The 26,360-nt window shown below is 71.5% G+C and carries 28 protein-coding genes; 11 read left to right on the top strand and 17 right to left on the bottom strand.

The genetic code is table 11. From position 1 onward, the window contains the following. Nucleotides 1-217: 217 nt before the first annotated feature. Nucleotides 218-889, bottom strand: coding sequence for a two-component system response regulator PhoP (gene phoP, locus ACZ53K_RS35525; protein ID WP_468845091.1), 672 nt, complete (start codon nt 887-889; stop codon nt 218-220). Nucleotides 890-894: 5 nt separating this feature from the next. Next, the gene (gene phoR, locus ACZ53K_RS35520) at nt 895-2,169 is read right to left on the bottom strand and encodes a two-component system sensor histidine kinase PhoR (protein ID WP_468845069.1); all 1,275 of its coding nucleotides are present in this window, start codon (nt 2,167-2,169) and stop codon (nt 895-897) included. Nucleotides 2,170-2,414: 245 nt separating this feature from the next. On the opposite strand from phoR, the gene phoU reads away from it, so the two are divergent. Next, a complete protein-coding gene (gene phoU, locus ACZ53K_RS35515; protein WP_468845066.1) occupies nt 2,415-3,092 on the top strand; it encodes a phosphate signaling complex protein PhoU in 678 nt (225 codons plus the stop codon). 422 nt (nt 3,093-3,514) lie between these two features. Here phoU and ACZ53K_RS35510 read toward each other — a convergent pair whose 3' ends face one another. Beyond that, nucleotides 3,515-4,276 carry a phosphoglyceromutase gene (locus ACZ53K_RS35510; protein ID WP_468845064.1) on the bottom strand — a complete coding sequence of 254 codons (762 nt, stop codon included), beginning with the start codon at nt 4,274-4,276 and terminating at the stop codon, nt 3,515-3,517. 293 nt (nt 4,277-4,569) lie between these two features. Here ACZ53K_RS35510 and ACZ53K_RS35505 point away from each other — a divergent pair, with 293 nt between their 5' ends. After that, a complete protein-coding gene (locus ACZ53K_RS35505; protein ID WP_468845062.1) occupies nt 4,570-5,799 on the top strand; it encodes an alpha/beta hydrolase family protein in 1,230 nt (409 codons plus the stop codon). Between the two features lie 87 nt (nt 5,800-5,886). On the opposite strand, the gene ACZ53K_RS35500 is transcribed toward ACZ53K_RS35505, so the two are convergent. Both ACZ53K_RS35500 and ACZ53K_RS35495 read right to left on the bottom strand, forming a co-directional pair. Continuing rightward, nucleotides 5,887-6,384, bottom strand: a complete 498-nt coding sequence (locus ACZ53K_RS35500) for a type III secretion system chaperone family protein (protein WP_468845060.1) — start codon at nt 6,382-6,384, stop codon at nt 5,887-5,889. Then, a complete protein-coding gene (locus ACZ53K_RS35495) occupies nt 6,377-7,789 on the bottom strand; it encodes a glycosyltransferase (protein ID WP_468845057.1) in 1,413 nt (470 codons plus the stop codon). Before ACZ53K_RS35495 ends, ACZ53K_RS35500 begins: the two co-directional genes overlap by 8 nt. A 234-nt stretch (nt 7,790-8,023) precedes the next feature. Here ACZ53K_RS35495 and ACZ53K_RS35490 point away from each other — a divergent pair, with 234 nt between their 5' ends. Then, nucleotides 8,024-8,836 (top strand): methyltransferase domain-containing protein, encoded by an 813-nt coding sequence (locus ACZ53K_RS35490; RefSeq protein ID WP_468845054.1) that lies wholly within the window; start codon nt 8,024-8,026, stop codon nt 8,834-8,836. Here ACZ53K_RS35490 and ACZ53K_RS35485 read toward each other — a convergent pair. Beyond that, nucleotides 8,822-9,691, bottom strand: coding sequence for a helix-turn-helix transcriptional regulator (locus ACZ53K_RS35485; protein ID WP_468845052.1), 870 nt, complete (start codon nt 9,689-9,691; stop codon nt 8,822-8,824). The two genes, ACZ53K_RS35490 and ACZ53K_RS35485, sit on opposite strands and share 15 nt — an antisense overlap. Before the next feature lie 185 nt (nt 9,692-9,876). Between ACZ53K_RS35485 and ACZ53K_RS35480 the strand changes: the two genes are divergently transcribed. Continuing rightward, on the top strand, nt 9,877-10,884 hold the full coding sequence (locus ACZ53K_RS35480) for an aldo/keto reductase (RefSeq protein ID WP_468845049.1): 1,008 nt from the start codon (nt 9,877-9,879) through the stop codon (nt 10,882-10,884). An 84-nt stretch (nt 10,885-10,968) separates the two neighbouring features. Here ACZ53K_RS35480 and ACZ53K_RS35475 read toward each other — a convergent pair whose 3' ends face one another. The 3 genes from ACZ53K_RS35475 to ACZ53K_RS35465 form a co-directional block, all read right to left on the bottom strand. Continuing rightward, a complete protein-coding gene (locus ACZ53K_RS35475) occupies nt 10,969-11,391 on the bottom strand; it encodes an Hsp20/alpha crystallin family protein (RefSeq protein ID WP_468845089.1) in 423 nt (140 codons plus the stop codon). Between the two features lie 173 nt (nt 11,392-11,564). Then, nucleotides 11,565-11,708, bottom strand: a complete 144-nt coding sequence (locus ACZ53K_RS35470; RefSeq protein WP_468845087.1) for a DUF397 domain-containing protein — start codon at nt 11,706-11,708, stop codon at nt 11,565-11,567. Then, a complete protein-coding gene (locus ACZ53K_RS35465; RefSeq protein WP_468845047.1) occupies nt 11,653-12,618 on the bottom strand; it encodes a helix-turn-helix domain-containing protein in 966 nt (321 codons plus the stop codon). Before ACZ53K_RS35465 ends, ACZ53K_RS35470 begins: the two co-directional genes overlap by 56 nt. Nucleotides 12,619-12,724: 106 nt before the next feature. Between ACZ53K_RS35465 and ACZ53K_RS35460 the strand changes: the two genes are divergently transcribed. From ACZ53K_RS35460 to ACZ53K_RS35450, 3 genes are all read left to right on the top strand, one after another. Next, nucleotides 12,725-12,928 (top strand): hypothetical protein, encoded by a 204-nt coding sequence (locus ACZ53K_RS35460; protein WP_468845044.1) that lies wholly within the window; start codon nt 12,725-12,727, stop codon nt 12,926-12,928. A gap of 255 nt (nt 12,929-13,183) precedes the next feature. Further along, on the top strand, nt 13,184-13,318 hold the full coding sequence (locus tag ACZ53K_RS35455) for a hypothetical protein (protein WP_468845043.1): 135 nt from the start codon (nt 13,184-13,186) through the stop codon (nt 13,316-13,318). Between the two features lie 6 nt (nt 13,319-13,324). Next, nucleotides 13,325-13,519: a hypothetical protein gene (locus ACZ53K_RS35450; protein ID WP_468845042.1), complete on the top strand. Its 195-nt coding sequence runs from the start codon at nt 13,325-13,327 to the stop codon at nt 13,517-13,519. Between the two features lie 28 nt (nt 13,520-13,547). On the opposite strand, the gene ACZ53K_RS35445 is transcribed toward ACZ53K_RS35450, so the two are convergent. The 6 genes from ACZ53K_RS35445 to mshD form a co-directional block, all read right to left on the bottom strand. Then, the gene (locus tag ACZ53K_RS35445; RefSeq protein ID WP_468845040.1) at nt 13,548-13,976 is read right to left on the bottom strand and encodes an NUDIX hydrolase; all 429 of its coding nucleotides are present in this window, start codon (nt 13,974-13,976) and stop codon (nt 13,548-13,550) included. Nucleotides 13,977-13,983: 7 nt separating this feature from the next. Then, nucleotides 13,984-15,180 (bottom strand): CHAD domain-containing protein, encoded by a 1,197-nt coding sequence (locus ACZ53K_RS35440; protein ID WP_468845038.1) that lies wholly within the window; start codon nt 15,178-15,180, stop codon nt 13,984-13,986. Further along, the gene (locus tag ACZ53K_RS35435; RefSeq protein WP_468845036.1) at nt 15,143-17,428 is read right to left on the bottom strand and encodes an RNA degradosome polyphosphate kinase; all 2,286 of its coding nucleotides are present in this window, start codon (nt 17,426-17,428) and stop codon (nt 15,143-15,145) included. The genes ACZ53K_RS35440 and ACZ53K_RS35435 overlap by 38 nt, the downstream gene beginning before the upstream one ends. Nucleotides 17,429-17,765: 337 nt before the next feature. After that, on the bottom strand, nt 17,766-18,245 hold the full coding sequence (locus ACZ53K_RS35430) for an ATP-binding protein (RefSeq protein WP_468845035.1): 480 nt from the start codon (nt 18,243-18,245) through the stop codon (nt 17,766-17,768). Between the two features lie 3 nt (nt 18,246-18,248). Next, complete coding sequence (locus ACZ53K_RS35425; protein ID WP_468845033.1) at nt 18,249-19,133, bottom strand: MEDS domain-containing protein; 885 nt, start codon at nt 19,131-19,133, stop codon at nt 18,249-18,251. Nucleotides 19,134-19,417: 284 nt separating this feature from the next. Continuing rightward, entirely contained in the window at nt 19,418-20,365 is a 948-nt protein-coding gene (gene mshD / locus ACZ53K_RS35420) for a mycothiol synthase (RefSeq protein ID WP_468845032.1), read from the bottom strand. Between the two features lie 135 nt (nt 20,366-20,500). Between mshD and ACZ53K_RS35415 the strand changes: the two genes are divergently transcribed. The 3 genes from ACZ53K_RS35415 (at nt 20,501) to ACZ53K_RS35405 (ending at nt 23,936) form a co-directional block, all read left to right on the top strand. Beyond that, nucleotides 20,501-22,378 carry a bifunctional metallophosphatase/5'-nucleotidase gene (locus ACZ53K_RS35415; protein ID WP_468845030.1) on the top strand — a complete coding sequence of 626 codons (1,878 nt, stop codon included), beginning with the start codon at nt 20,501-20,503 and terminating at the stop codon, nt 22,376-22,378. A gap of 157 nt (nt 22,379-22,535) precedes the next feature. Next, the gene (locus ACZ53K_RS35410; protein WP_468845027.1) at nt 22,536-23,072 is read left to right on the top strand and encodes a DUF3574 domain-containing protein; all 537 of its coding nucleotides are present in this window, start codon (nt 22,536-22,538) and stop codon (nt 23,070-23,072) included. Between the two features lie 147 nt (nt 23,073-23,219). Beyond that, a complete protein-coding gene (locus ACZ53K_RS35405) occupies nt 23,220-23,936 on the top strand; it encodes an NADPH-dependent F420 reductase (RefSeq protein ID WP_468845025.1) in 717 nt (238 codons plus the stop codon). Between the two features lie 22 nt (nt 23,937-23,958). Here the strand turns inward: ACZ53K_RS35405 and ACZ53K_RS35400 are convergent, their stop codons facing one another. Continuing rightward, complete coding sequence (locus tag ACZ53K_RS35400; RefSeq protein ID WP_468845023.1) at nt 23,959-24,174, bottom strand: DUF4287 domain-containing protein; 216 nt, start codon at nt 24,172-24,174, stop codon at nt 23,959-23,961. Nucleotides 24,175-24,333: 159 nt separating this feature from the next. Here ACZ53K_RS35400 and ACZ53K_RS35395 point away from each other — a divergent pair, with 159 nt between their 5' ends. After that, nucleotides 24,334-25,173: a hypothetical protein gene (locus ACZ53K_RS35395; protein WP_468845020.1), complete on the top strand. Its 840-nt coding sequence runs from the start codon at nt 24,334-24,336 to the stop codon at nt 25,171-25,173. A 61-nt stretch (nt 25,174-25,234) separates the two neighbouring features. On the opposite strand, the gene ACZ53K_RS35390 is transcribed toward ACZ53K_RS35395, so the two are convergent. Continuing rightward, nucleotides 25,235-26,089 (bottom strand): SDR family oxidoreductase, encoded by an 855-nt coding sequence (locus ACZ53K_RS35390; protein ID WP_468845018.1) that lies wholly within the window; start codon nt 26,087-26,089, stop codon nt 25,235-25,237. Nucleotides 26,090-26,360: the final 271 nt, after the last annotated feature.

Genomic DNA, 26,360 nt, shown 5'->3' with positions numbered 1-26,360 from the left:
GGAATTCATCGGCCGTTCCCAGTGGCGCGACACCACGGCGGCGGGCGGCCGGAGTCTTCCGGCCGCACGGCGCTCGCGTACTCATCAGGGACGTACACAGCAGGCACGCACTCAGCAGGCGCTTACACAGCAAGCAGCGCGTACCCGGCGCCGGCGTACAGAGACACAGCCGCCTACGCCTCCACTCCCCCTGCCGCCCCCTCTTCCCCAACCATTCCTACGGCTCGAACTTGTACCCCAGGCCGCGGACCGTGACCAGGTACCGCGGTGCGCCCGGATCCGGTTCGATCTTGGCCCGCAGGCGCTTCACGTGGACGTCCAGCGTCTTGGTGTCCCCCACGTAATCGGCGCCCCAGACGCGGTCGATCAACTGCATACGGGTCAGCACCCGGCCCGCGTTGCGCAGCAGCATCTCCAGGAGGTCGAACTCCTTCAGCGGCAGGTCGACCTTGCCGCCGCCGACGGTGACGACATGCCGGTCCACGTCCATCCGGACCGGGCCGGCCTCCAGGGCCTGCGGCGTGACCTCCTCGGGCTCCCCGCGGCGGCGCAGCACCGCGCGGATCCGGGCGACCAGCTCGCGGGAGGAGAAGGGCTTGGTGACGTAGTCATCGGCTCCTATTTCCAGGCCGACCACCTTGTCGATCTCGCTGTCCTTGGCGGTCACCATGATGACCGGGACGTTGGAGCGGCCGCGCAGCTGACGGCAGACCTCGGTGCCGGGCAGGCCCGGCAGCATCAGGTCCAGCAGGACCAGGTCGGCGCCGTTGCGCTCGAACTCGTCCAGGCCGTCGGGGCCGGTGGCCGCGACGGCGACCTCGAAGCCCTCCTTGCGGAGCATGTACGACAGGGCGTCACTGAACGATTCCTCGTCCTCGACGACGAGCACTCGGGTCACGGAAGGACCTCCGGGGCAGGGTGAGCAGGGAGCGGATCGTTGAAGGTCTCGTACGGGCGGTCCTCGTCGTCGAGGCCCTCCGCCGACGGGTCGGAGGCGGCACGCGCGCGCTCGCGCACGGCACCGGCCTCCGGGAGACGCAGGGTGAAGGTGGAGCCCTGTCCCTCAGCGCTCCACACCGTGACTTCCCCGCCGTGCGAGGCGGCCACGTGTTTGACGATGGCGAGGCCGAGGCCGGTCCCGCCGGTGGCGCGCGAGCGCGCCGGGTCCACGCGGTAGAACCGCTCGAAGACGCGGTCCCGGTCCTTCTCCGATATCCCGATGCCCTGGTCGGTCACCGCGATCTCGATCAGGTCGCCGCCGTGTGCCGGGACCCGGCGGCCCGCTATACCGACCCGGGTACGGGCCGGTGAGTAGTTGACGGCGTTCTCGACGAGGTTGCCGAGGGCGGCGGCGAGCTGGCCGCGGTTGCCCCATACGTGCAGGTCGGCGGTGCCGGCGGCGGCCATGGTGATCTGTTTGCTGCCGGCCTGCTGGCGGCAGCGGTCGATCGCCTCCGCGACCAGTTCGTCCACCCGGACCGGCTCGGCGTCCTCCAGCGGGTCGTCGTTCTGGACCCGGGAGAGGTCGATCAGTTCCTGGACGAGGTTGGTCAGGCGGGTGGCCTCGTTCTGCATCCGGCCCGCGAAGCGCTCGACCGCCTCGGGGTCGTCGCTCGCGTCCATGACGGCCTCGGACAGCAGGGACAGGGCGCCGACCGGTGTCTTGAGCTCATGGCTGACGTTGGCGACGAAGTCACGTCGTACCGCCTCTATGCGCCGGGCCTCGGTCAGGTCCTCGACCAGCAGCAGGACCAGCCGCGAGCCGAGGGGCGCGACGCGCGCCGAGACCGCCAGGGCGTCGCCGCCCCGGCCCGTACCCCTGCGCGGCAGGTCCAGCTCGACCTGGCGTATCTCGCCGTCGCGGCGGGTGTCGCGGGCCATCTGGAGCATCGGCTCGACGGCCAGCTTCCCGCCGCGCACCAGGCCCAGCGCGTACGCGGCCGAGCTGGCCTTGACCACGGCATCGGCCTCGTCCAGGACGACGGCAGAGGAGCGCAGCACCGAAAGGACCGTGTCCACGCCGGGCGGCAGGACGGCGTCGGTGTGCAGGGACGTACGCGTGGGCTTGGCCTGATCCCGCTCGCTCCAGCGGAACGCCAGCATGGCGAAGACGCCGGTGCACAGTCCGGCGATCGCTGCCACTGCGGCCACGGCCGCGTCCACGTTCATGACTCCAGGTTATGCGTCACCTGTGACAGTTCCCCAGCCGTTCGAGGGCCTGCTCGAACATACGTCGCCCAGAGTTCACCTTGGTGTCGTTACTGGTTCATTCCGGAGGTCAGAACCGGTCGCGTTCCGGCCGGAACGTGGGAGCGTGGGGCTTCCGGCCCCCACTCCGTCAAGCCGAATGACACTTCACCACCCCGAACCACCCCGAGCGACACGCCACCACCCGAACCGAGAGAAGGTCACTGATGCGGGACGCGTACCACGAGGAGCTGGATTCGATCGGCGAGAGCCTCGTCGAGATGGCCAGGCTCGTCGGCTCCGCGATCGGGCGCGCCACCACGGCGATACTCGACGCGGACCTGAAGCTGGCCGAGGCCGTCATCGCCGCCGACGAGAAGGTGGACGATCTCCAGCGGGACCTGGAGGCACGCGCGATAGCCCTCCTCGCCCGCCAGCAGCCGGTCGCCACCGACCTGCGCATCGTCGTCACCTCCCTGCGCATGAGCGCCGACCTGGAACGCTCCGGCGACCTGGCCCAGCACGTGGCCAAGCTGGCCCGGCTGCGCTTCCCGCAGACGGCCGTGCCGCGGGACCTGCATGCCACGATCCTGGAGATGGGCCAGCTCGCCCAGCGCCTGATGGCCAAGGCCGCCGAGGTCATCATCACCAAGGACGTCGACCTCGCGCTCCAGCTGGAGCAGGACGACGACGCAATGGACCTCCTCCACCGTGCCCTCTTCCAGCACCTGATGGACGACCGCTGGAAGCACGGCATCGAGACGGCCGTGGACGTGACGCTGCTCGGCCGCTACTACGAGCGGTTCGCCGACCACGCGGTGTCGGTCGCCAAGCGCGTCGTCTATCTGGTCACCGGCGAACACGCGGACGAGCTCGCCCCGCCGGCCCCGGTGGAGGGCGCGTAGCAGCACCCGGCCGCGCACGGCACGGCACGGCACGCACGCCCCGGCCAGGCGCCGAACGGCGTCGAGCCGTGCCACCGCGCGCCGTTGATGCGCCTCGGCGGGCAGGCATCCAATGGACAGCGAACGACATCCGGACGCCCCTCTCCCCGAGGAGACAAGTCATGACGCGTTCCCCCTCCCCCAACCCAACCCCAAGCAACTGCGCCTGCGGCCCCGGCTGCTCCTGCGGCTGCCAGTCCGGCGGCCCCTGCCAGTGCGGTGGCGGCTGCGGCTGAACCGGCAAACGGTTGCGGCCAACTTCCGGCGGCCACTCCGGCCACAACCGCTGCACACACAGGGCCCCGCCCGGCGCACTGCCGAGCGGGGCCACTGATCTGCGTCACTGGCGCGCGCCGGGGGGCGGCGCGGGGGGACGCAGGGGGTTACTTCTTCTTGCCCTGGTTCTTCACGGCCTCGATGGCGGCCTTGGCGGCGTCCGGGTCGAGGTAGGTGCCGCCCGGGTTGACCGGGTGGAAGTCGGCGTCGAGCTCGTAGGAGAGCGGGATGCCGGTGGGGATGTTCAGGCCGGCGATGTCCGCGTCGGAGATGCCGTCGAGGTGCTTGACCAGGGCGCGGAGCGAGTTGCCGTGGGCGGCGACCAGGACGGTGCGGCCGGTGGCCAGGTCCGGGACGATGCTGTCGTACCAGTACGGCAGCATCCGCACGACGACGTCCTTGAGGCACTCGGTGCGCGGGCGCAGGTCGCTGGGGATGATCGCGTAGCGCGGGTCGTCGATCTGGGAGAACTCGGCGTCGTCGGCGAGGGCCGGCGGCGGGGTGTCGTACGAGCGGCGCCAGAGCATGAACTGCTCCTCGCCGAACTCGGCGAGGGTCTGCGCCTTGTCCTTGCCCTGGAGCGCTCCGTAGTGGCGCTCGTTCAGGCGCCAGCTGCGGTGGACCGGGATCCAGTGGCGGTCGGCGGCTTCCAGGGCCAGCTGCGCGGTGCGGATGGCGCGCTTCTGGACGGAGGTGTGTACGACGTCGGGGAGCAGGCCGGCGTCCTTGAGCAGCTCACCGCCGCGGACCGCCTCCTTCTCGCCCTTCTCGTTCAGGTTGACGTCCACCCAGCCGGTGAACAGGTTCTTCGCGTTCCACTCGCTCTCGCCGTGGCGAAGGAGGATCAGCTTGTACGGTGCGTCGGCCATGTCTTTGAGCGTAATCGACATTCGGCCATGGGATCGCCCCGGCCCGCGTTGGGAGGGTGGGGAGCGGGGGCGGGTGTCTTCGTGGGGGCTGGGGTGGGGATGGGGGTGGTGGCACGATCGCGCGGCGGGTGTGGGTTCGGGAGGGTGGTCGGAGGGTGGTCGTGGGAGTGGGCGGCCGCTGGTGACCGGACCGGACGGGGAGCGGTGGGATGGCGAGGATGTATACGCGGCGTGCTTGTGTGAGGGCGGGGGTCGGGGTGGGGGTCGGGGTCGGGGTCGTTTCGGCTCTGGACTTGCTCGCGCCGGCGGGTGGTGGGAGTGGCGGGAGCCAGGCTGCGGGGAGTGCTCGGGGTGTGGTGCCGGTTCGTATGACGTTGCCTGTGCCTACCGGGCCGTATGGGGTGGGGATCGCCTCCCTTCGCCTGGTGGACGGCGGGCGTCGTGACCCCTGGGTGGCGGAGCGGGCGCAGCGGGAGCTGATGGTGAGTGTTCGCTACCCGGCGCGGGCAGTGGACGGGCATCCGCGTGCGCCGCAGATGTTGCCCGGGGAGGCGGCGGCCTTCGAGGCCTGGAGCAACTTTTCGGCGGACATTCCGAAGGGGACTGCCGACTGGGGCGCCACCCGTACGCATGCGCATGAGGGCGCGCCGGTCGCGTCGCACGGTGGGCGGGGCTTCCCGGTGGTGCTCTACTCGCCCGGCGCGGCGGACCCGCGCTCGCTCGGCAGCACGCTCTGTGACGAGCTGGCCTCGCGGGGGTACGTCGTCGTCAGTGTCGATCACACGTACGAGGCGCCGGGGGTGCAGTTCCCGGACGGGCGGGTGGCGTACAGCCGGATGCGGGAAGAGGCCGGGAAGGTGCAGGGGCCGGCGCAGATGACCGCGTTGCTGAAGAAGCTGACGGCGGTGCGGGTGGCCGATACCCGGTTCGTGCTGGATGAGCTGGGGCTGTCGGTGGCGCTTCCGCGGGTGTTGGGAGGGACGCTGGATCTGCGGGCGGTTGGGATGTTCGGGCAGTCCGGTGGTGGATTCACGGCTGCGCAGGCCATGCATGACGATCGCCGGATCAGGGCCGCGGTGAATCTGGACGGCGTGATGGGTTACACCCAGCGGGACGATGATCCTGCCCATCCGTCCACGGTGGGTACGGACGGGCTCGACCGCCCGCTGCTCCTCATGGGCAAGGAGGGCGACGATCACCACACGGTCGCGTCCTGGAAGGCGGTGTGGGAGCGCAGTTCGGGGTGGCACCGGGATCTCACCCTGGCCGGTGCCGAGCATGCGAGTTTTACGGATGCTCAGTGGTTGGTGCCGCAGTTGGCCCAGAAGGGCGGGGGTGGGGGCGGATTGCCGCGGGCTGTTGTTGAGAAGTTGGTGGGTACGGTCGCGCCGGGGCGTTCGGTGGCGGCGCAACGGGCGTATGTGACGGCGTTCTTCGACCGGTGGCTGCGGGGGCGGGGCGGGGGCGGCGGGTTGCTGGACGGGCCGTCGGTCCGCTTCCCGGAGGTTCGGTTCGTACGGTGACGGGTTCGTACGGTGAAGGGCCCGTACGGTGAGGAATTCGTACGGTGAGGGGGCCGTACGGGGAGGGAAGCGGCGCCCCCGGAGCGGTTACTTTGACGGCCGCTGGGTCAGGTGGCTGAACGCCTCCAGGTTCCGCGTGGACTCCCCCCGCGCCGTCCGCCACTCGTACTCCTTGCGGATGGCGGAGGCGAAACCCATCTCCAGGAGGGTGTTGAAGCTGCCGTCGGCGTTCTCCAGGACGGTGCCGAGGAGGCGGTCGAGTTCGTCGGGGGTGACGGCCGCGAGTGGCAGTTTGCCGACGAGGTAGATATCGCCGAGTTTGTCGATCGCGTAACTCACGCCGTACAGACGGGTGTTGCGTTCCAGGAGCCAGCGGTGCACGGCTTCGTGGTTCTCGTCCGGGTGGCGGACGACGAAGGCGTTGACGGAGAGGGAGTGCTTGCCGACGATCAGGGAGCAGGTCGTGGAGAGCTTGCGGGTACCGGGCAGGGTCACCACGTACGTGCCGTCGGTGGGCGATTCCCACGTCAGGCCGGCGTCGTCGAGAGCCGCCTCGATCACCTGTCGTGCCGTGTCGTCAGCCATGGGGTGATCGTAGGTGACGGCGTCGTTCCTGCATCGCGGCGGTGTACACCTCGGCGGTCGCGGCGGCGGCGGTGTCCCAGCCGAAGGAGCGGGCGTGCCGGGCGGCGGCGCCGCCCATCCGGTCGGCCAGCGATGCGTCGCGGGCGAAGCGGCCGAGGGCGCGGGCGTAGTCCGCCGGGTCGTGGCCGGATATGAGGAAGCCGCTGACGCCGTCGCGTACGGCCACCGGGAGGCCGCCGACGGCGGCGGCGATCACCGGGGTGCCGCATGCCTGGGCCTCGATCGCGACCAGGCCGAATGATTCGCTGTATGACGGCATGACCAGCACGGACGCGGCGCGGTACCAGTCGGCGAGCTGTTCCTGGCCGACCGGCGGGCGGAAGCGGACGACGTCGGCGATGCCCAGGCGGGCGGCCAGTTTCTGCAGCCCCTCGGGCTTGGCCAGGCCGCTGCCGCTGGGGCCGCCGACCACCGGGACGACCAGGCGCGACCGCAGGGACGGGTCCTCGTCGAGCAGGACGGCGACGGCGCGCAGCAGGATGTCGGGGGCCTTGAGCGGCTGGATGCGGCCGGCGAAGAGCGGGATCAGGGCGTCCTGCGGCAGGCCTAGGCGGGCGCGGGCGGCGGCGCGCGAGGCGGAGGTGTCGTGATCGGAGGTGGGGGCGGAGGCGGCGTCCTCCGTACGGTCGGGGCCCGTGGGGCGGAAGCGGTCCAGGTTCACACCCGGGTGTACGACGGCGACCTTGCCCGGCTCGGCCTCGTAGTGGCGGATCAGCTCCCCGGCTTCCTCTTCCGTGTTCGCGATCAGCCGGTCGGCGGCGCGCACGATCTGGGTCTCGCCGATGACGCGCGCGGCGGGTTCCGGGGTGTCGCCCGCGGCCAGGGCGGCGTTCTTGACCTTGGCCATGGTGTGCATGGCGTGGACGAGCGGGACGCCCCAGCGCTCGGCGGCGAGCCAGCCGACGTGCCCGGAGAGCCAGTAGTGGGAGTGCACCAGGTCGTAGTAGCCGGGGCGGTGGCCCGCCCACGCCTGCATCACGCCGTGGGTGAAGGCGCAGAGCTGGGCGGGCAGCTCTTCCTTGGCCAGGCCTTCGTACGGGCCGGCGTCCACGTGCCGTACGAGGACGCCGGGGGCCAGCTCGACGGCGGGCGGCAGGGTGCCGGTCGTGGCGCGGGTGAAGATCTCGACCTCGATGTTGAGGGAGGCGAGCTTCCTGGCCAGCTCGACGATGTAGACGTTCATGCCGCCGGCGTCGCCGGTGCCCGGCTGGTGCAGCGGGGAGGTGTGCACGCTCAGCATGGCGACCCGGCGCGGACGGCGGGCCGCGCCCGGCAGGCGCAGCCCGGAACGGCCCGGGAACGGACCGTGGGAACGGCTGCGGAGCCTGGACACGTATTGGCTCACTGCGGGCTACCTCCTAGCCGGTACGGCCTTGGCCGGGGCGTGCGGCGCCTCCGAAGCCCGTAACAACGGATGCGGCGCCCGCATTTCCCTGTGAGCCCGCCCTCTTGTCACTTTGCCAAAGCGTGACCTTGGGGGTAGGGGCGGCGCTTTGCGGGACCGGCGAGACGGTCGGGGCTGGCGGGGTGGAAAGGTTTGGTGGGTCCGGTGGGTCTGGTGGGCGCATAAGGTCGGGACATGGTCCGCCGCACGTCCGCCTCTCCCCCGCCCTCCCGCCCCCTCGGGAACGCGACCCGCGGCACCACCAACCCGAACCGGCTGCGCCGCATGGACCGCTGGATCGCCGCCACCCACGCGCCCGCGCTGCGCCGCGCCGCCGCCCCCGTCGCCGTGGATCTCGGGTACGGCGCCGCGCCGTGGACCGCCGTGGAGCTGCTGGCCCGGCTGCGTACGGTACGGGCGGACGTGCAGGTGGTCGGCGTCGAGATCGACCCGGCACGGGTCTCCGCGGCGGCGCCGTACGCGCGCCCGGGGCTGGTCTTCGCCCACGGCGGGTTCGAGGTGCCACTGCCGGGGCGGCGGGCGCCGGTGCTGATCCGGGCCGCGAACGTGCTGCGCCAGTACGCGGAGGACGAGGTGGCCGCCGTATGGGAGCGGCTGTGCGCGCGCCTGGCGCCGGACGGGCTGCTCGTGGAGGGCACCTGTGACGAGATCGGGCGGCGGCATGTGTGGGTGGCGCTGGGCCCGGAGGGCCCGCGCACGGTCACCTTCGCGGCGCGTCTCAGCGCCCTGGAAACCCCGTCCGACCTGGCCGAACGCCTGCCGAAAGCGCTGATCCACCGCAATGTGCCCGGCCAGCCCGTGTACGCGTTCCTGCGCGATTTCGACCGGGCGTGGGCGGCGGCCGCCCCGTACGCGTCACTGGGCGCGCGGCAGCGGTGGATGCGCAGCGTGCTCACCCTGAGCACGACGTGGCCCCTGGCCGACGGGCCCCGGCGGTGGCGGCAGGGGGAGGTCACGGTCCGGTGGGAGGCGCTAGCGCCGGTATGAGGGGGCGCCCACCGCGCTCATCGCCTCCCCGGCCAGCTCCCGCAGCTTCCGCGCCGTCGGTGAATCGCGCGGTGCCGTGTACGTGGTCAGTGCCTGCCCGGCTTCCTGGGGCAGGCGGAAGCTCTCGTAGCAGAGGACCAGTTCGCCGACCCGCGGGTGACGGACGCGCTTGGTGCCGCTGCACCGTTCCTGTACGGACTGGGCCTGCCACAGGCGCCGGAAGTCCTCGCTGTGGTCGAGGAGTTCGCAGATGACGGCGCAGACCCGGGGGTGCTCGGGGGTCCGCCCGGCTTCGGCACGCAGGTTGCCGACGATGGCCTCCGCGATCAGTTCCCAGTCCGGGTGCAGGGCGCGGGAGGCCGGGTCGAGGAAGACGAGGAGGGCGGAGTTGCGCCGCTCGGGTCCGATGGTGTCGTAGTCGAACGCGATACGGGCGGCGAGACGGTTCCAGGCGAGTACGTCCATGCCGGGGCCCTGGATGAAGGCGGGCACGGTCGCGTCCATGGCGTCCAGAAGGTGCCGGATCTCGGGCCGTACGCCGCGCACCGGCTGCGCGGGCGGTGCCGGGCGGCGCGGTACGGCGAGGTTGCGCAGGTAGCGGCCCTCGGCGTCGGTCAGGCGCAGGGCGCGTTCGATGGCGTCCAGCACCGGCTCCGATATGGCGTGGGCGCGGCCCTGCTCGATGCGCGTGTAGTAATCGACGCTGATGCCGGCCAGCTGCGCGACCTCCTCGCGCCGCAGGCCGCGCACGCGGCGCCGGGTGAGGCCGTCCGGCAGGCCGAGTTCGGCGGGGTCCAGCGCGGCCCGGCGCGCTTTGAGGAACGCTCTGATCTCGTATTCCGGATGCACACCCATCGTTCCAGTATGCGGCGCGGGGGCTGCGGGGTCGGGCTCGTGCCGGGCCCCGGCCGTCAGGGTGGTTCTGCCGGACCCAGGTCGGGGCGGGCCTGGTCCGGGACGGGGGCGGCGCGCAGGGTGGTGGTCACAAGGCCGCACCCGGGGCGCAATCCCGCAGGCGGCACGGGCGGAGAAGAGGACTCATGCAGCGCAGGATTCTCGGCGGTACCGGCATCTCGGTCAGTGAGTACGCGCTCGGCGCGATGATGTTCGGCGCCTGGGGGAACAAGGACCACGACGAGAGCGTGCGGATCATCCACCGCGCGCTGGACGCGGGCATCAACTTCATCGACACGGCGGACGTGTACGCGGCGGGCGAGTCCGAGGAGATCGTCGGCAAGGCGCTCAAGGGGCGGCGCGAGGACGTGGTCCTGGCGACCAAGTTCTTCAACGGGATGGGGCCGGACGCCAACCACGGCGGCAGTTCGCGGCGCTGGATCGTACGGGCGGTCGAGGACAGCCTGCGGCGGCTCGGCACCGATTACATCGACCTGTACCAGGCCCACCGCCCCGACCCCACGACCGACATCGACGAGACGCTCGCCGCGCTCTCGGACCTCGTACGGTCCGGGAAGGTGCGGGCGGTCGGCAGCTCCACGTTCCCCGCCGAGGAGATCGTCGAGGCCCAGTGGGTGGCCGAACGCCGCGGCCATGTGCGCTTCCGCAGTGAGCAGCCGCCGTACTCGATGCTGGCGCGCGGCGTCGAGGCCGCGGTGCTGCCGACCGCGCAGCGGTACGGGATGGGCGTTCTGACCTGGGGGCCGCTCAGTGCGGGGTGGCTGTCCGGGCGGGACCTGTCGGCCAGTGGGCGGGCCGCCCTGGAGAACGCGAAGTTCGACCTCTCCGTCCCCGCGAACGCGCGCAAGGCGGAGGCGGTCGCCGAGCTGGCGAAGGTGGCGTCCGGGGCCGGGCTGACCCTGCCGCAGCTGGCGACGGCGTTCGTACGGTCGCATCCGGCGGTCACGTCCGTGATCATCGGCCCGCGTACGTACGACCAGCTCGAAGGGCTGCTGAGCGGCGCGGAGGTGACGCTCGGCGCCGACGTACTGGACCGCATCGACGCGATCGTGCCGCCCGGCACGGACCTCAACAAGGCCGACAGTTACCACACGCCGCCGGCCCTCGCGGACGCGAGCCTGCGGCGGCGGTAGGCGGGGCGGTGCCGCGGGCGAGGGCGCGGGGCGGTGCCGGGCGCTCGTCCGGCGCCCGGCACGTACGGCCTCTACGGCCCGGCCTCAGTGGGAGATCTGCTTGCGTGAACTCCCGCCCGCAATCTCGATCTTGCGCGGCTTGGCCCGTTCCGCGATCGGGATACGCAGCGTCAGCACGCCGTCTTCGTACGCCGCGTCCACGCGCTCGCTGTCCAGCGAGTCACCGAGGAACAGCTGCCGGCTGAACTTGCCCGCCGTGCGTTCGCTCGCGATCAGCTCGGCGCCCTCGGGGGCGGTGGATCGGCGCTCGGCGCGGACGGTCAGCACGTTGCGCTCGATGTCGAGGTCGATGGACTCCGGGTCGACGCCCGGCAAGTCGAAGTGGATCACGAACTCGTCCCCGGCCCGGTAGGCGTCCATCGGCAGCGCCGCCGGACGCGCCGCCGTCCCGAGCACCTGCTGGGAAAGACGGTCGAACTCACGGAACGGGTCGGTACGCATGAGCATCACGGGTCATCTCCTTCCGAAGGCAGTGGAAGCGATGTCTCACGCCTTCTGGTATACCCCGACGCAGGGAAGTTGACAAGCTCCGACTCAAGAAGGCTGCGATGAGTTGCGCGAAGCCCCCTCCGGGCGTGCCTGCCTGGAGGGGGCTTCGGTGGAGGCTGCGGCCCGGTGGGTCAGACCGCCATGGTCTTGGCGAGGTCCACGAAGGCGGACCAGGCCGCGGCCGGGACCATCAGGTGCGGCCCCTCGGGGCGCTTGCTGTCACGTACGGGGACGACGGGGGTGATGCCCGGGGTGGCGGGGATGACGGGGGCTATTTCGATGCAGTTGCCGCCGTTGTTGCCGCTGTACGTGCTCTTGAGCCATGTCGCTGCGCTGAGGTCGGGGGTGTTCACGTTGGCGATACCCTTCCATGATGCTGCTGATGAGAGCGGCTGAGTCCGGGACCGACAGAGCGTCCGCCCTCAACACATCATAGGTTTGGGAGTGTCGGTCGACAGCGGCCGGATCGTCGTTGAAATGGCCCTGGTCCAGGCTTTCCGAGTACACCCATTCATGCCCGTCCGGCATTTTGATGAGGGAGAGCGCAGTGGTGGGCCGGACAAGGGACGATTCAGGGTCGAACGCGGCGACTTGGATGATGTTGTTCGGAAGCTCACCCACAGTCAGCAGATGTGCACACTGCTCACGCATCACGCGCGGCACTCCGACAGCGGTCCGCAGAGCGCTCTCGTCGAGCACAGTAATCAGCAACGGCCCCTGCGGGTCCATGAATCGCTCCTGCCTGCTCAGCCGAGCAGCCACCCGCTTTTCCAGGGCCGCCCCGGAGTCGACCTGAGAGAATAGCGCTCGCGCATAGCCCTCCGTCTGCAACAACCCGGTAATTGACTGCCCCTGGTACTCCCGCAACACCACTGCCTCCGCGTCCATGTCGGCTCGACGCCGGAACCAATCCGGATGTTCGATCTGCGGGTACCAATCGATCCGGCGCCAGAGCCGCAACAGGGCTCCGCCCGTTTCCAGCACCTGATCGCATCTGGTGACGAACGGCTCGTCCGGCACCCGGCTCCCCGACTCGATGCGCGTCACGTGCGTACGGTCGCAATGCAGCTTCAGGGCCAGATCCACTTGTCTGAGACCTGACACTTCACGGTGATGGGTCATCAGTTCGCCGAACGCTTCTGCGGCGCTCCGCACTTGACCGCCCTGAGCGTTGCGTCTCCTCATGGCTCTCCTCATGTGCCAGTCACCAAACGGCACCTCTCCGGCATTGTGAGCCAACTGCCGTTGGTAAATCCTGGATTCACCCAAGAACAATCCAGGAGACCGGCACATGATGACCGCAGACGAGGACGCAAAGTCGTTCGAATCAATGGGGCTCGCGAAGGTGCGGGAGCGCATCACGCTCACCGCTTACGACGATCGCGTAACCGAGCAAGTGCCGAAGTGCGTCAACTGCTCGTGCCTCATCCTCTGGACGGATGAAACGGGTATCTGCGTCTTCTGCGAGAAGCCGCTGAAGGAGCGCCCTCAGTGAGCGAACCCGTGATGCCGGCGCCGGCGAAAAGCAGCGATGACCCCTTCACGTTCACCGTCTACCGATGGCTTCCCACCGGTGATACACCGACGGCCGAGAGCCGCTCAGTCACCTGGGCCGAGTGGCGAAGGCTGGGCAGCGGCTGGAAGACGTGTACCTGCCCGCTCTGCTTCCCCGGCGGGCCGTCCACGGCCACGCCCGGGCTGCGGCCGGCCGCAAGACGACTCGACGCCGAGCAGGAAGGAGCCCACGAACATGGGTAAGCAGAACGAAGACGAGTGGGACCCGCAGGAGAACCAGGGCGCCGTCACGGACCCCGACACCCGGGTGTCGCAGAACGGCGACGTGTACAGCAGCATGGCTGACGACGAGGAACGTGAAGGGACGTAGCCCGTGATGCACGGCGAGCACCTGGTGACGGAGCTACGGCGGAAGCACGGGTTCGTGCACGTCGGACGCACCAAGGACGGGCACGCCGTGATCATGCGCAAGGGGGGCCGCTGGACTGTCGTACCCCTGCGGCTGCTCAATCAGGAGGCCGTGGATTCGATCAAGGCGCAGGCCGGGATCATCGGCACCGAGCAGACCTGACAAGGCCCCAGCGCCGCATCAGCCGACCTCAGCCCCGCCCCACCCCCCGCAACGCGTCCAGCAGCGCGTCCACCAGTTCGCGGTCTCTTTCCTGGGTGAGGATTCGCCGGGCCTGGTCGGGGGGCAGCCACAGCAGACGGTCCACTTCCAGGTTCGGGTCGAAGGAACCTTCGGTGGCTTCGGCGGCCCAGTAGCGGACTTCTTTGGGGCGGCCGTTGGCGAGGTAGTGGGTGGTGGGGAGGCGGGTGCCGGGGTGGCACTGCATTCCGGTTTCCTCGGCCACCTCTCGGAGGGCGCCGGCCAGCCAGTCCTCGTCGCGTTTCAGTTTTCCTTTGGGGTGCGACCAGTCGTCGTATTTCGGCCGGTGAATGAGGGCGATTTCCAGGCTGCCGGTCATCGGGGAACGGCGCCACAGTACGCAGCCCGCCGCTCGGATGGGTTTCGGGGACGCCGACATTTCCGCGTCACCCCTTCCGTACCGAGGGGCCCGGCTCGGGTACGGGCGCCGGGAGCCAGACCCGGCCGAACACGTAGCGGGCCGCCTCGACGTCGTGGCGCTGGTCGGCGTGGAGGACGCCGAGCGCGTACGCGGTGGCGGGGGCGATCCGTGGGGTACGGGCTGCCGCCGCGGCCGCGGCTGCCGCTTCGGCGGCGTCGCGGTGGTGTTCCAGGGCGCGGCCGGCTTCCACGAGGCGCGGGTCGGTGTCGTCGGGGTCGGTGACTTCCCTGGCGTACCGGCTCAGGCGGGCGAGCAGCCGTACCTGGTGCCAGGGCGCGTCCTGCCGGGAGTCGGAGGTCAGGGCGTCGGCGTTGTACGCGTGTCCCGCGCGGGCGAGCGGCAGGGCCGCGACGGCCTCGGCGAGGCGCCGGTGGGCCTGGTCGGCCAGTGGCAGCAGCACTTCGGCCGCGGGCCGGTCGGCCACGGCGGTGAGCGGGGCCTCCGAGGCGAGTACGGCCACGGCGTCGGCGACGGCGTGGAAGCGGGAGGAGCCGAGGGCCTGGAGGGCGGCGGAGTGGGCGCGGGTGCGGGCGAGGGTGATCTGCCGTTCGAGCAGGGCGCCGGCCCGCGCGGCCCCGGCGGAGAGGAGGGCTTCGGACGCGTCGGGGTCGGGCCGGTCCTTGGCGGAAGGCGCGGCAGGACTGTTGGTGTCGGTGCGGCCGTCCCGGGTTGTGAGGCGTTGCAGGGCGCTCAGCAGCCGGTCGAGCCGTGCCGTGCCGGCGTGTTCGCGGGCCAGGGTGCCGGACAGCCAGGCCAGTTCGCCGCGCAGGTGGTCGGCCCACTTCTCGTCCGTGAGCGGGCGGAAGGTGTGCAGCGCGCCGCCGATCCGGCGGGCCGCGGACCGCAGGTGGCGGGCCGCCTCGCGGGTGCTCTCCGCGTCCGGGCCGCTCTCGCGGTGGGAGCGCAGGCTGCGCAGGAAGTCGGTCGCCTGGTGATGCAGATACGCGGCGAGGACGTCGCGGGCGGTGCGTCCGGACAGGGCGGGGTTCAGGGCGGGGTCGCCGGTTCCGTACGGGTGAGGGCGAGTGCCGGGGCGGGCCTGCGCCCCGGGCCGGGCCGGGCCGTCGGCCAGCGCGGCAGGCGCGCCGCCGGGTGCGGCCGGCTCGTAGCGGAGCGGGGGGAAGTCATGTCGCTGAGCCACGCCGGCGCCTCCGGGCGTCAATGAGCATTTCCTGTACGTTGCGCAGCGGCGCGCCGTCCGCGTCGACCGCGTGCCGGGTCCAGTTGCCGTCCGGGCCCAGGTGCCAGGACGAGGTGGCGTCCGACGTGCCGGTCTCCAGGAGCCGGTTGAGGGAGGCGCGGTGGGCCGGGTCGGTGACCCGTACCAGCGCCTCGATCCGCCGGTCCAGGTTGCGGTGCATCATGTCGGCGCTGCCGAGCCAGACCTCGGGTTCGCCGCCGTTGCCGAAGGTGAACACCCGGGAGTGTTCGAGGAACCGGCCGAGCACGCTGCGTACCCTGATGTGCTCGCTGAGCCCTTCGACGCCGGGCCGCAGGGCACAGATGCCGCGTACCCACACATCGACCGGTACACCGGCCTGGGACGCGCGGTACAGCGCGTCGATGACGGCCTCGTCGACCATCGAGTTGACCTTGATGCGGACGTGGGCGGGCCGCCCGGCGCGGTGGTGCGCGATCTCCTTGTGGATACGCTGGACCAGGCCGTCACGCAGGGACTTGGGGGCGACCAGCAGCCGCCGGTAGGTCTCCCGGCGGGAGTAGCCGCTGAGCCGGTTGAAGAGGTCGGAGAGGTCCGCGCCGACCTGCGCGTCGGCGGTCAGCAGCCCCAGGTCCTCGTACAGCCGGGCCGTCTTGGGGTGGTAGTTCCCCGTCCCCACGTGGGAGTAGCGGCGCAGCATCTCGCCTTCCTGGCGGACGACGAGCGACAGCTTGCAGTGCGTCTTGAGGCCGACCAGCCCGTACACGACATGACAGCCGGACTCCTCCAGTTTGCGTGCCCACTTGATGTTGGCCTGTTCGTCGAAGCGCGCCTTGATCTCGACGAGGACGAGCACCTGCTTGCCGGATTCGGCGGCGTCTATCAGGGCGTCGACGATCGGCGAGTCGCCCGACGTGCGGTACAGCGTCTGCTTGATGGCGAGGACGTCCGGGTCGGCGGCGGCCTGCTCCAGGAATGCCTGGACGGAGGTGGAGAACGAGTCGTACGGGTGGTGCAGCAGCACGTCACGGGCGCGCAGCGCGGCGAAGATGTCGGGCGCGGAGGCCGACTCGACCTCGGCGAGGTCGCGGTGGGTGCCCGCGACGAACTTGGGGTACTTCAGCTCCGGGCGGTCCTGGGCGCCGATGCCGAAGAGGCCGGTCAGGTCCAGCGGGCCGGGCAGCGGGTAGACCTCGGAGTCGGAGACCTTCAGCTCCTGGACGAGCAGGTCCAGTACGGCCGGGTCGATGGACTCCTCGACCTCCAGGCGGACCGGCGGCCCGAAGCGGCGCCGCATCAGCTCCTTCTCCAGCGCCTGGAGGAGGTTCTCCGCGTCGTCCTCCTCGACTTCGAGGTCCTCGTTGCGGGTCACCCGGAACATGTGGTGCGCCCGCACCTCCATGCCGGGGAACAGCTCCTCCAGGTGGGCGGCGATCACGTCCTCGATGGGGACGTACCGCTGCGGCGCGGCCTCCAGGAAGCGGGAGAGCAGCGGCGGGACCTTGACCCGCGCGAAGTGGTCGTGGCCGCTGACCGGGTTGCGCACGACGACGGCCAGGTTCAGGGAGAGGCCGGAGATGTACGGGAACGGGTGGGCCGGGTCGACGGCGAGCGGGGTGAGGACCGGGAAGATCTGCTGGCGGAAGAGGGTGAACAGGCGGGCCTGCTCCTTCTCGGTCAGCTCGGGCCAGCGGATGAGGTGGATGCCCTGGTCGGCCAGCTCGGGGGCGACGTCCTGCTGGTAGCAGGCGGCGTGCCGGGCCATGAGCTCGCGGGAGCGGGTCCAGATGAGATCCAGTACCTCGCGGGGCTGGAGGCCGGAGGCGGAGCGGGTGGCGACGCCGGTCGCGATGCGGCGCTTGAGGCCCGCGACGCGCACCATGAAGAACTCGTCGAGGTTGCTCGCGAAGATCGCGAGGAAGTTGGCCCGTTCGAGCAGCGGGGTGGCGGGGTCCTCGGCCAGTTCCAGTACCCGCTCGTTGAACGCCAGCCAGCTGCGTTCGCGGTCCAGGAAGCGGCCGCCGGGCAGCTCCTCGCCGTCGGCGCCCGCCGCGCCGGTCTCCTCGTAATCGTCCAGATCCGCGTCGAGGTCGGGTTCCAGCTCGGGCACCGGCACGGCGACCGCGTGCGGGCGGTGCGCCGCTATGGAGCCCACCGACGGCTGCGTGGACGGCGGCAGGTGCGCCGCCGTCCGGGACACGCTCGTCTCGGTCCGGTCCGTGGCCTGCTGGGCGCTCGGCTGCTGGTTCATGACCTTATTCTTCCGCGCCGGGGGCTTTGTCAGCCCGTCGGACGGAGTCGGTACGGGGCGCAGGCGGCGACCGGCGGCGTTCGGGACAGCGGGCTGCATTCCGTGATGCTCGCAAGCGACGTTGAACCGTCGGTAACGCGAACGTGGCGGACAGGCAAGCGGGGCGCTACTCCATGGTGTTTACATTCCCGTGTCTTGTGCGGCCGGGCCCGCGCCCCAGGGCGCACAGAGGGGCGCGCGAGCGCTCCGGCGTGCGCCCCCCTGCCGTATCCGGGGCTGTGAGGCCTTTCCCGCCCGCCCCCTGGGGCCGCCCCCAGGCGGCCGACCGGGCGCCGGCTCAGCAGTCCGGGCGCGCCAGCCGTACGCAGCAGGTGACCACGGCACCGTGCGGCCGGGTGTCGCGGCCCGGGCCGACCTCCAGCCCGTCCGTCAGCTTCCGTACGGTCCACAGTCCCCACCCCGTGGGAGCGTCCAGCCCCGGTGTCCGGTCGGGGATGACGGAGATGTCAAAACCCGGCCCGCTGTCGGAGACGCGGCAGCACACCAGCGGCCCTCTGCGGTAGAGCTGCAGGAGTCCGCCGCCCCCCGCGTGCCGGATCGCGTTGTCGGCCAGCTCGTTGGCGGACAGCAGCAGGGCGTCGCGGGGGCGCCCGGCCAGGCCCAGGCGGGCCGCGTACGCACCGAGCACGACGCGCAGGCGGGGCAGATCGGCCGAGGTGAAACGGGCCTCCAGAGAGCAGTCGGCGGGAAGGTCGGCGGCCGGGCCGGGCGGCCGCTCGGGGCCCCCGGCCGGGGAGCCCTGGGTGGTCGGTCCCATGCGTCACTCGCCTTCCACGGTCAGCTGCGGGATGTCGAGCGCCCCCAGAAGCAGGAACGTGTGGGCGTGTATGCCGTCGCACCGGATGACGACGCGTCTGCCGTCCCCGGCGGCCAGCCGCAGTACGGTCCGCGCGCAGTACACGTCGAGGAAGGACAGCCCGGTGAGGTCCAGGATGACGCGCGGCGCGTCCGAGGCGGTGATGCGGCGTACCGCGTCGTTGAACTCTTCGCGGGTGGACAGGTCGGCCTCCCCGACGAGCCGCAGCCCGAACGTGCCGGTCTCCTCGGGCTCCGCGAGCGGCCGGGCCAGCAGGGTGCCGGGTCGTTTCAGCAGGGCGGTGGGGTGCCCGGCCGCCGCCCGGCCCAGCACGTCACCGCTGAACCGGGTCTCGTCGTAGGTGCAGATCTCGGTGTAGTGCGCGTCGGTGAACAGGTAGTGGCAGCCCTCGCTCTCCCGCCACAGGACCTGTTCGATGTCGGCTCCGAAGGACGCCACCCACGCCATGTCGATGGCGCTGCGGACCGTGGCGTACCCCTCGTCCAGCGCCTCCTCGACCTCCCGGCGCAGCCCGGCCATCTGCCGTTCCACCGAGATCGCCTCCGGCAGCCACATCCGTTCCATGGTGAGCAGCTTCAACTGGCCGCGCTCCAGCGGCTGCCCGACCGGCGGGCCGTACGCCTCCAGGTGCTCCAGGACGGTGGCCTCCGGGAGGGCGGGGTCCGCGAAGAGCAGGACCCGCTCGCCGCGGGTGATACCGGTCTGGGCGAACGAGCCGATGGTGGACCAGCGCGACTCGTCGTCCGTGTAGCTGGCGAAGGCGTGGTCCCCCGGCCGCAGCCGTTCCACCGACACGATGCGGTTGTGCTCTTCGGCATGGAAGGGCAAGGAACTCTCCTACTTCTGCCGCCGTTTCGGCCTGGCCGTGGCGAGTGCTCGCAGAGCACCCGGGCGGGAGGGTAGCGGGACGCGAAGCGCCGCCGGCCCGGAGTACGGGACGGCGGCGCTCATGGATCGCAATACGGCGGGAGATGATCGGGTGCGTTCGCTCCGATGATCAACTGGGGGCGTTGTACGACAGGTTGTGTAAAGGCCGGGTCCGCGCCCGAGCGGGAGCGGGCCGGACACGCGGGGGCGGGCCCCCGCGCGCCCTCACGTCTCCGTGCGGTACATCAGGTCTCCGTGCGGTACATCAGGTCCGTCTCGTGCGTGGTGAACCCGAGCCGCTCGTAAACGGTCACGGCGGGCACGTTGTCCGCGTCGACGTAGAGCATCGCCGTCGGTACGCCCTGGCCCGCCAGGTGCCGCAGCCCGATCGCGGTGAGCGCCTTGCCGAGCCCGCCGCCCTGCGCGTCCGGCCGTACCCCGACCACGTACACCTCGCCCAGGCCCTCGTCGGCGTGGACCTTGGTCCAGTGGAAGCCGGCCAGCCGGCCGTCGCGCTCCGCGAGGAAGAAGCCCTTGGGGTCGAACCACGGCTCGGCCTTGCGGTCGTCCAGGTCGCGCTGGGTCAGCGAGCCCTGTTCGGGGTGGTGGGCGAAGGCCGCCGCGTTCGCCTCCAGCCACGCCGCGTCGTCGGCGCCCGGCTGGAAGGTGCGTACGGACACGCCGTCCGGGAGAATCGGTTCCGCCAGGTCCAGGCCGGTCAGCGGACGGCGCATCTGCCGCAGTTCGCGGAAGAGCGTCATGCCGAGGGTCTGGGCGAGGTGGCGGGCCGCGGCGTGGCCGCCGTGCGCCCACACCCGCAGGCGGCGGCCGGACTGCTCCAGCAGCCCGGTGCCCAGCGCGCGGCCGTGGCCGTGGCCCCGGTGCGACGGGTGCACCACCAGCTCGGCGGCAGGCGCCTCCACGGGGTCGGTGTCCTCCAGCTGTGCGTACCCGGCGAGCACCCCGGCCTCGTCGTCCGGCCCGCCCGGTACGTACAGCAGCAGATGCCGTACGCCCTCGCGCCGCCCGCCGCGCAGCTGGAGCCGCCCCTGCTCGGACACGGCGGGCTGCCCGTCCGTCGCCGCGGCCTGCTCGATCAGTGCGAGGACGGCGGCGGCCGTGTCCGGCGCCAGCTCGTCCGCGACCTCGACCCGCCGGCCCGTCCGGCTCTTGTCCTGTGCTGCGTCAGTCATGCTTCGAAGCGTACGGCCCGGGTGCCGGTACACCCGATGCACACCGGTCCGTCACCTGTCACCCCCTGTTCCGCTACGCGCGTTGACCGTAGGCTGCGTCCGCTCGGACACCAGCCCACAAGGGAGACCCTCCTCATGTCACCGAGACCGCAGCGGCGGCGCGCGACGCGCAGACTGACGGCCGGAGCGGCGGTGCTCGCCGCCGCCGTCGGCATCACGGCCGCGACACCGGCCGGCGCCGAAACCGCCGCCACGGCCGGCGCCGCCCACGCCCGCCACACCGGGCACGGCCACGGACACGGCCATGGACACGGACACGGCGGGGGCCACGCCGGCCGCACCGTCGACGTGCAGCTGCTCTCCTTCAACGACTTCCACGGCAACCTGGAGCCCCCGCAGGGCTCGGCCGGTACCGTCGAGGAGCAGCAGGCCGACGGCAGCAGGAAGAAGATCGAGGCGGGCGGCGTCGAGTACCTGGCCAACGCGCTCCGCACGGCCCGCAAGGGCCACCCGTACTCGGTCACCGCCGCGGCCGGCGACATGGTGGGCGCCAGCCCGCTGCTCTCCGGGCTCTTCCACGACGAGCCGACCATCGAGGCCATGAACAAGCTCGGCCTGGACGTCACCTCCGTCGGCAACCACGAGTTCGACGAGGGCCGCGCCGAGCTGACCCGCCTCCAGAAGGGCGGCTGCCACCCCACCGACGGCTGCTACGAGAAGGGCAAGCGCTTCAAGGGCGCCGACTTCCCCTACCTCGCCGCGAACGTCACCGACGAGAAGACCGGCCGCCCGATCCTCAAGCCGTACACGGTCTGGAAGCACAAAGGCGTCAAGATCGGCTTCATCGGCGTGACGCTGGAGGGCACGCCCGACGTGGTCAGCGCCAGCGGCGTCAAGGGCCTGAAGTTCCACGACGAGGCCGAGACCATCGACAAATACGCCAAGGAGCTGGACCGGCAGGGCGTGAAGTCGATCGTCGCGCTGGTCCACGAGGGCGGGCAGCCCGCCTCCACCGCGTACGACTACGACTGTGACAGCCCGGGGCCGGGCGCCGGTATATCCGGGCCGATCGCGGAGATCGCCAAGAAGGTCACGCCGAAGGTGGACGCGCTGGTCACCGGCCACACCCACCAGGCGTACGCGTGCACGATCCCGGACCCGTCCGGGATGCCGCGCACCGTCACCTCGGCTTCCTCGTTCGGCAAGCTGTACACGGACACGACGCTCACGTACGACCGCCGTACCAAGGACATCGTCCGTACGTCGGTGAAGTCGCCCACCGCGCGCAACCACGTCGTCCACCGCACACAGCCCAAGGCTGCGGACCTGACCGCGCTCATCCAGCGCTGGAACAAGCTGGCCGCGCCGGTCGCGAACAAGCCGGTCGGCTATATCTCCGCCGACATCCCGGGCCGCGGGGCGGCCACCCCGGAGTCGCCGCTCGGTGACCTGATCTCCGACGCGCAGCTGGAGGCCACCAAGGCCGACGGCAAGGGCGGCGCACAGCTCGCCCTGATGAACCCCGGCGGGGTGCGCGCCGACCTGGCGCACAAGGCGTCCGGGAGCGAGGGGGACGGCGTCGTCACGTACGGCGAAGCGTTCACCGTGCAGCCCTTCACCAACATGACCAACGTCGTCACCCTCACCGGCGCCCAGCTGCTGACCGCACTCCAGCAGCAGGTCAGCGGCGCGAACGAGGCGTCGCCGAAGATCCTCCAGGTGTCCGAGGGGCTGACGTACACCCTGGACCTGACCAAGTCCGGCGCCGAGCGCGTCGTCAAGGACACGGTCCGGCTGGACGGCAAGCCGATCGACCCCGCGAAGACCTACCGCGTCGCCATGAACGAGTTTCTGGCCGGCGGCGGTGACGGCTTCACCGCCCTCAAGGAGGGCAAGGACAAGTACGTCGGGCCGTCCGACCTGGACGCGCTCACCGCGTACCTGACGGCGCACTCCTCGGCCGCCGCGCCCCTCGCGCCGCCGAAGGCGGACCGGATCACGGTCGTGAAGTAACGCGCACAGCCGTACGACCACGGCCCGGCGGGGACTCCCGCCGGGCCGTTGGTGTGCCGAAGGGGTGTCCGGAACCGTCCGGGGGCACAGTGCGCCGTCCGCTCCGGCTCGCTACCTTCGCTGCCCGTCCACCGCTCTTCCACCGGAAGGCACATCCATGACGCAGCCCCGCACGCACTCCGGCTCCTCCGGCCCTGCCCGCCTCCTCCAGCGCTCCCGCCTGCGGCTGGCGGCGCTCACCCTGAGCGCCGCGCTCCTGGGGGCGGGCGCGCCCACCGCGTACGCCGCTTTCACCGAGGAGTCCGGGCCCGCCGCGGCCCCCGCCGCCCCCGGGAAGGCCGCCTCCCAACAGGCCGACGAGGGTCGGCCCTACATCGAGACGAGCCTGCTGTTCGGCACCGCGCGGCCCGACGGTGGCGCTCCGGTCACCGACAAGGAGTTCCGCGCGTTCGTCGACACGGTCGTCACCCCGCGCTTTCCCGCCGGGCTCACCGTCCAGGACGGTTACGGGCAGTACCGCGACTCGCACGGCACGATCGAACGGGAGCGCTCGTACGAGTTGACCCTGCTGTACCCCACCTCCGATGCGGGCCCAAACGACCCCAAGATCGAGCAGATCCGGGCCGCCTACCTCAAGCGCTTCGGCCAGGAGTCGGTGGCCCGTGTCGACGACCGGGCGCGGGTGGACTTCTGAAAGACGGGCCGGGAACGGCTCGCCATGTTCACCGCCAAGTGAACATGGGCTAGGGTGGCGGCAGTCCGGCCGGGAGTGCGGGGGCACGGCCGCGGGCGTGACCGGCCGGACCGACGATCCGCCACTACAGCAGCGAGGTTGAGGGCAATGCCGACTCTGGGAATCATCGGGAGCGGCCACATCGGCACGGCGATCGCCCGGCTGGCGGTGGCGGCCGGCGTCCCGGTGCTGGTGGCCAACTCCCGTGGCCCGCACAGCCTCGCGCGGCTGGTCGGCGAGCTGGGCCCGTCGGCCGTCGCGGGCACCGCCGAGGAGGCCGCGCAGGCCGGTGGCCTCGTCGTGACGGCCGTACCGCTGACGGCCGTACCCATGCTGCCCGCGGCCGCCCTGCGGGGCCGGACCGTGCTGGACACCACCCACTACCACCCGGCCCGGGACGGTCGGATCACCCCGCTCGACCGCGAGGAGCTGACCACCGGCGAACTGGTCGGCCGACACCTGCCCGGCGCGCACCTGGTCAAGGCGTTCAGCACGGTCATGGCGCACCACCTCCCCCAGCTCGCCCGCCCCACCGGCGCACCGGACCGCTCCGCGCTGCCGATCGCCGGTGACGCGCCCGCGGCGAAGGCCGTGGCGGCGGACCTCATCGACCGGCTCGGCTTCGACACGGTGGACGCCGGTCCACTCGCCGCGAGTTGGCGGTTCGATCCGGGGTCGACCGCCTGCACCCGGCTGTACGCCGCCGACCCGGACGCCCCGCGCGAGCGGCTGGCCGATGTCCCCGGCCTTCCCGTACCGGCCGAGGGCCTGCACGCGGCCCTCGCCCAGGCCCGGCGCGTACGCGTCGCCGACCGTACGTTCTGAACGAACCCCCTTCCGAGCCGGGCTATTTGCCGCCGGCCTCCGCGAGGGTGTGCGCCACCAGGGCGTTGGCGTGGCCGTGCCCCAGCCCGTGCTCGGCCTTGAGCCAGCCGACCAGCTCCATGTGCCCGGTCAGCGAAGAAGCACGGATGAGGTCCTGCCACTCGGCTATGGGCCGTCCGTACTTCTTCTCGATCGACGGGAAGTAACTGGCCGGGCCCTTGACGGCGTTCTGAGTCATGAACGCAGTCTGGCACCCACCACTGACAACGCCCCCGGCTCGCCGCCTCCGCACCCTCCGCACGAGCCGAAAGGGCTGGTCAGGGAGGGTCGGGAGGGATCACGAGACCGGGTAGCGTTGTGGGAAAACGATTTTCCACAAGAAAGCGCAGAGCCGCCCATGTCATCCACCCGGCCCCGCCTCCTGTTCGTGACCGACCTGGCCTACGAGGCCAAGGGCCGACGGTACTGCGACGAGGACATCTTCCTCTCGTCACGGCTGCGCGCGGACTTCGACCTGGCCCTGTGCCACCCGCTGGACGCGGCGGGCCTGATGGACGCCTTCGACCTGACGGTGATCCGCAACAGCGGCCCCGTACTGAACCACCAGGAGCAGCACGACTCCTTCCGCGCCCGTGCGCTGGCGACCGGCGCGCGCGTCTACAACCAGCTCACGGGCAAGGCCGACATGGCCGGCAAGCAGTACCTGCTGGACCTGACCGCCGCGGGCCACCCGGTCATCCCGACCGTCGACGCCGCCGCGGACCTGGGCCGCCTTCCGGACGCCGCCGAGTACGTGGTCAAGCCGAAACTCGGCGCGGACTCGATCGGCCTGGAATTCGTCCCGCGCGACCGGCTCGCGGACCTGCGGTACGGCGACGTGCTGGTCCAGCCGCGCATCGACTTCGCCTACGAGGTCTCCTTCTACTTCATCGACCAGACGTTCCAGTACGCCCTGTACGCGCCGCGCCCCGACCAGCGGTGGCACCTGGAGCGTTACCAGCCCGACGAGGCCGACCTGGAGTTCGCCCGGTCCTTCGTCACCTGGAACACCATCGGCCACGGCATCCAGCGCGTGGACGCCTGCCGCGCCCCGGACGGCCGCCTCCTCCTCGTCGAGCTGGAGGACCTGAACCCGTACCTGTCACTGGACCTCTTGGACGACGCCACCCGCGACACGTTCGTCGGAAACCTGACGTCGTCCCTGCGCGCCTTCCTCGACGCACCCCGCGGCGCCTGAACCACCAGGCGCCCGCCGGCCGCGATACCGACCGCGACACCGGGTGCCAACGCCCGCCCGGTCAGCGGAAGTCGGCCACGTGGTCCTCGGCCCACTGCTCGAAGGTGCGGGCCGGGCGGCCGGTGACCCGCTGGACCGTGTCCGTGACCGGCGCCGTCGTGCCGACGGCGGTGGCGAAGAGGCGGAAGATCTGGAGCAGGGTCTCCTTCGGCATGCCCGGCGTGGCGTGCTCCTCGGCGGCCTCTTCCTCGGAGATCGCCGCCACCCGCGTCGGGCGTCCGGCGACCCGGCCGATGGTGGCGACCTGCTCCTCCCTGGTGAGGGACGCCGGTCCGGTGACCACATGCACCTGGCCGGCGTGGGCACCCGTGCCGTCCAGGAGGGCCGCCGCGGCGACGGCGGCGAGGTCGTCCTCGTGGACGGGCGAGGTGGCGGCTCCCGGGTGCGGATCGCGGACCACGCCGCCGCCCCGGATCTCCCCGGCCCACTGGAGGGCGTTGGCGGCGTACGCGCCGCCGCGCACGAAGGTCCACTCCAGGCCGGAGGCGCGTACCGCGTCCTCCACGGCGCCGTGCATCCGGGCGAGGAAGTTGCCCTCGTCCTCCGGGCCGCCGGTCACGGCTATCGAGGAATTGAGGACGATGCGCCGCACTCCGGCCCGCACCGCCGCCTCGACGACCGTACGGGCCGCGTCGCCGCCGCCCGCCGCCAGGTTGAGGAAGAGCGCGTCGGCACCGCTCAGGGCCGGTTCGAGCGAGGCCGGGTCGGTGAGGTCCGCCCGTACCGTCTCGGCCCCGGCCGGCAGCCCGGCGCGCTCGGGGTCGCGGGTCAGGGCCCGTACGGAGGCGCCCTCCGCGAGCAGCTGCCCGACCAGACTGCGGCCGATGTTGCCGGTGGCACCGGTTACTACGATCATCGCTGCACCCTTTCAGGGAGGGGTACGCCGCGGTCCGCCGTACCTCTGCTGACCTTGGTCAACACCGGGCGGCGCGGGGAATTCCCGGCAGCGGCGGCCCGTCGCGGGCGCATTGGCCCGTACCTGGGCCGGATACGGCCCGGCGGAGGCCGAGCGGGCAGGACAAGCCCGCGTATACCTCACTTACCACCAGCAGGACTTGCGTTCGAGGGTCGTCAGCATGGTGGGATGTCCGGATGCGCCTCCCCACACGCATACCCTCACCCTCGAA

It is taken from the genome of Streptomyces sp. NPDC033221, assembly GCF_055577005.1.
This window is presented reverse-complemented; position numbering and strand designations above follow the sequence as displayed.

Bases quoted from the DNA above. Each gene is read 5' to 3' on its own strand.
- phoR (WP_468845069.1), bottom strand. From the start codon at position 2,169: ATGAACGTGGACGCGGCCGTGGCCGCAGTGGCAGCGATCGCCGGACTG.
- phoU (WP_468845066.1), top strand. From the start codon at position 2,415: ATGCGGGACGCGTACCACGAGGAGCTGGATTCGATCGGCGAGAGCCTC.
- ACZ53K_RS35510 (WP_468845064.1), bottom strand. From the start codon at position 4,276: ATGGCCGACGCACCGTACAAGCTGATCCTCCTTCGCCACGGCGAGAGC.
- ACZ53K_RS35500 (WP_468845060.1), bottom strand. From the start codon at position 6,384: ATGGCTGACGACACGGCACGACAGGTGATCGAGGCGGCTCTCGACGAC.
- ACZ53K_RS35490 (WP_468845054.1), top strand. From the start codon at position 8,024: ATGGTCCGCCGCACGTCCGCCTCTCCCCCGCCCTCCCGCCCCCTCGGG.
- ACZ53K_RS35485 (WP_468845052.1), bottom strand. From the start codon at position 9,691: ATGGGTGTGCATCCGGAATACGAGATCAGAGCGTTCCTCAAAGCGCGC.
- ACZ53K_RS35480 (WP_468845049.1), top strand. From the start codon at position 9,877: ATGCAGCGCAGGATTCTCGGCGGTACCGGCATCTCGGTCAGTGAGTAC.
- ACZ53K_RS35475 (WP_468845089.1), bottom strand. From the start codon at position 11,391: ATGCTCATGCGTACCGACCCGTTCCGTGAGTTCGACCGTCTTTCCCAG.
- ACZ53K_RS35465 (WP_468845047.1), bottom strand. From the start codon at position 12,618: ATGAGGAGACGCAACGCTCAGGGCGGTCAAGTGCGGAGCGCCGCAGAA.
- ACZ53K_RS35460 (WP_468845044.1), top strand. From the start codon at position 12,725: ATGATGACCGCAGACGAGGACGCAAAGTCGTTCGAATCAATGGGGCTC.
- ACZ53K_RS35455 (WP_468845043.1), top strand. From the start codon at position 13,184: ATGGGTAAGCAGAACGAAGACGAGTGGGACCCGCAGGAGAACCAGGGC.
- ACZ53K_RS35450 (WP_468845042.1), top strand. From the start codon at position 13,325: ATGCACGGCGAGCACCTGGTGACGGAGCTACGGCGGAAGCACGGGTTC.
- ACZ53K_RS35445 (WP_468845040.1), bottom strand. From the start codon at position 13,976: ATGTCGGCGTCCCCGAAACCCATCCGAGCGGCGGGCTGCGTACTGTGG.
- ACZ53K_RS35435 (WP_468845036.1), bottom strand. From the start codon at position 17,428: ATGAACCAGCAGCCGAGCGCCCAGCAGGCCACGGACCGGACCGAGACG.
- ACZ53K_RS35430 (WP_468845035.1), bottom strand. From the start codon at position 18,245: ATGGGACCGACCACCCAGGGCTCCCCGGCCGGGGGCCCCGAGCGGCCG.
- mshD (WP_468845032.1), bottom strand. From the start codon at position 20,365: ATGACTGACGCAGCACAGGACAAGAGCCGGACGGGCCGGCGGGTCGAG.
- ACZ53K_RS35415 (WP_468845030.1), top strand. From the start codon at position 20,501: ATGTCACCGAGACCGCAGCGGCGGCGCGCGACGCGCAGACTGACGGCC.
- ACZ53K_RS35410 (WP_468845027.1), top strand. From the start codon at position 22,536: ATGACGCAGCCCCGCACGCACTCCGGCTCCTCCGGCCCTGCCCGCCTC.
- ACZ53K_RS35405 (WP_468845025.1), top strand. From the start codon at position 23,220: ATGCCGACTCTGGGAATCATCGGGAGCGGCCACATCGGCACGGCGATC.
- ACZ53K_RS35400 (WP_468845023.1), bottom strand. From the start codon at position 24,174: ATGACTCAGAACGCCGTCAAGGGCCCGGCCAGTTACTTCCCGTCGATC.
- ACZ53K_RS35395 (WP_468845020.1), top strand. From the start codon at position 24,334: ATGTCATCCACCCGGCCCCGCCTCCTGTTCGTGACCGACCTGGCCTAC.
- ACZ53K_RS35390 (WP_468845018.1), bottom strand. From the start codon at position 26,089: ATGATCGTAGTAACCGGTGCCACCGGCAACATCGGCCGCAGTCTGGTC.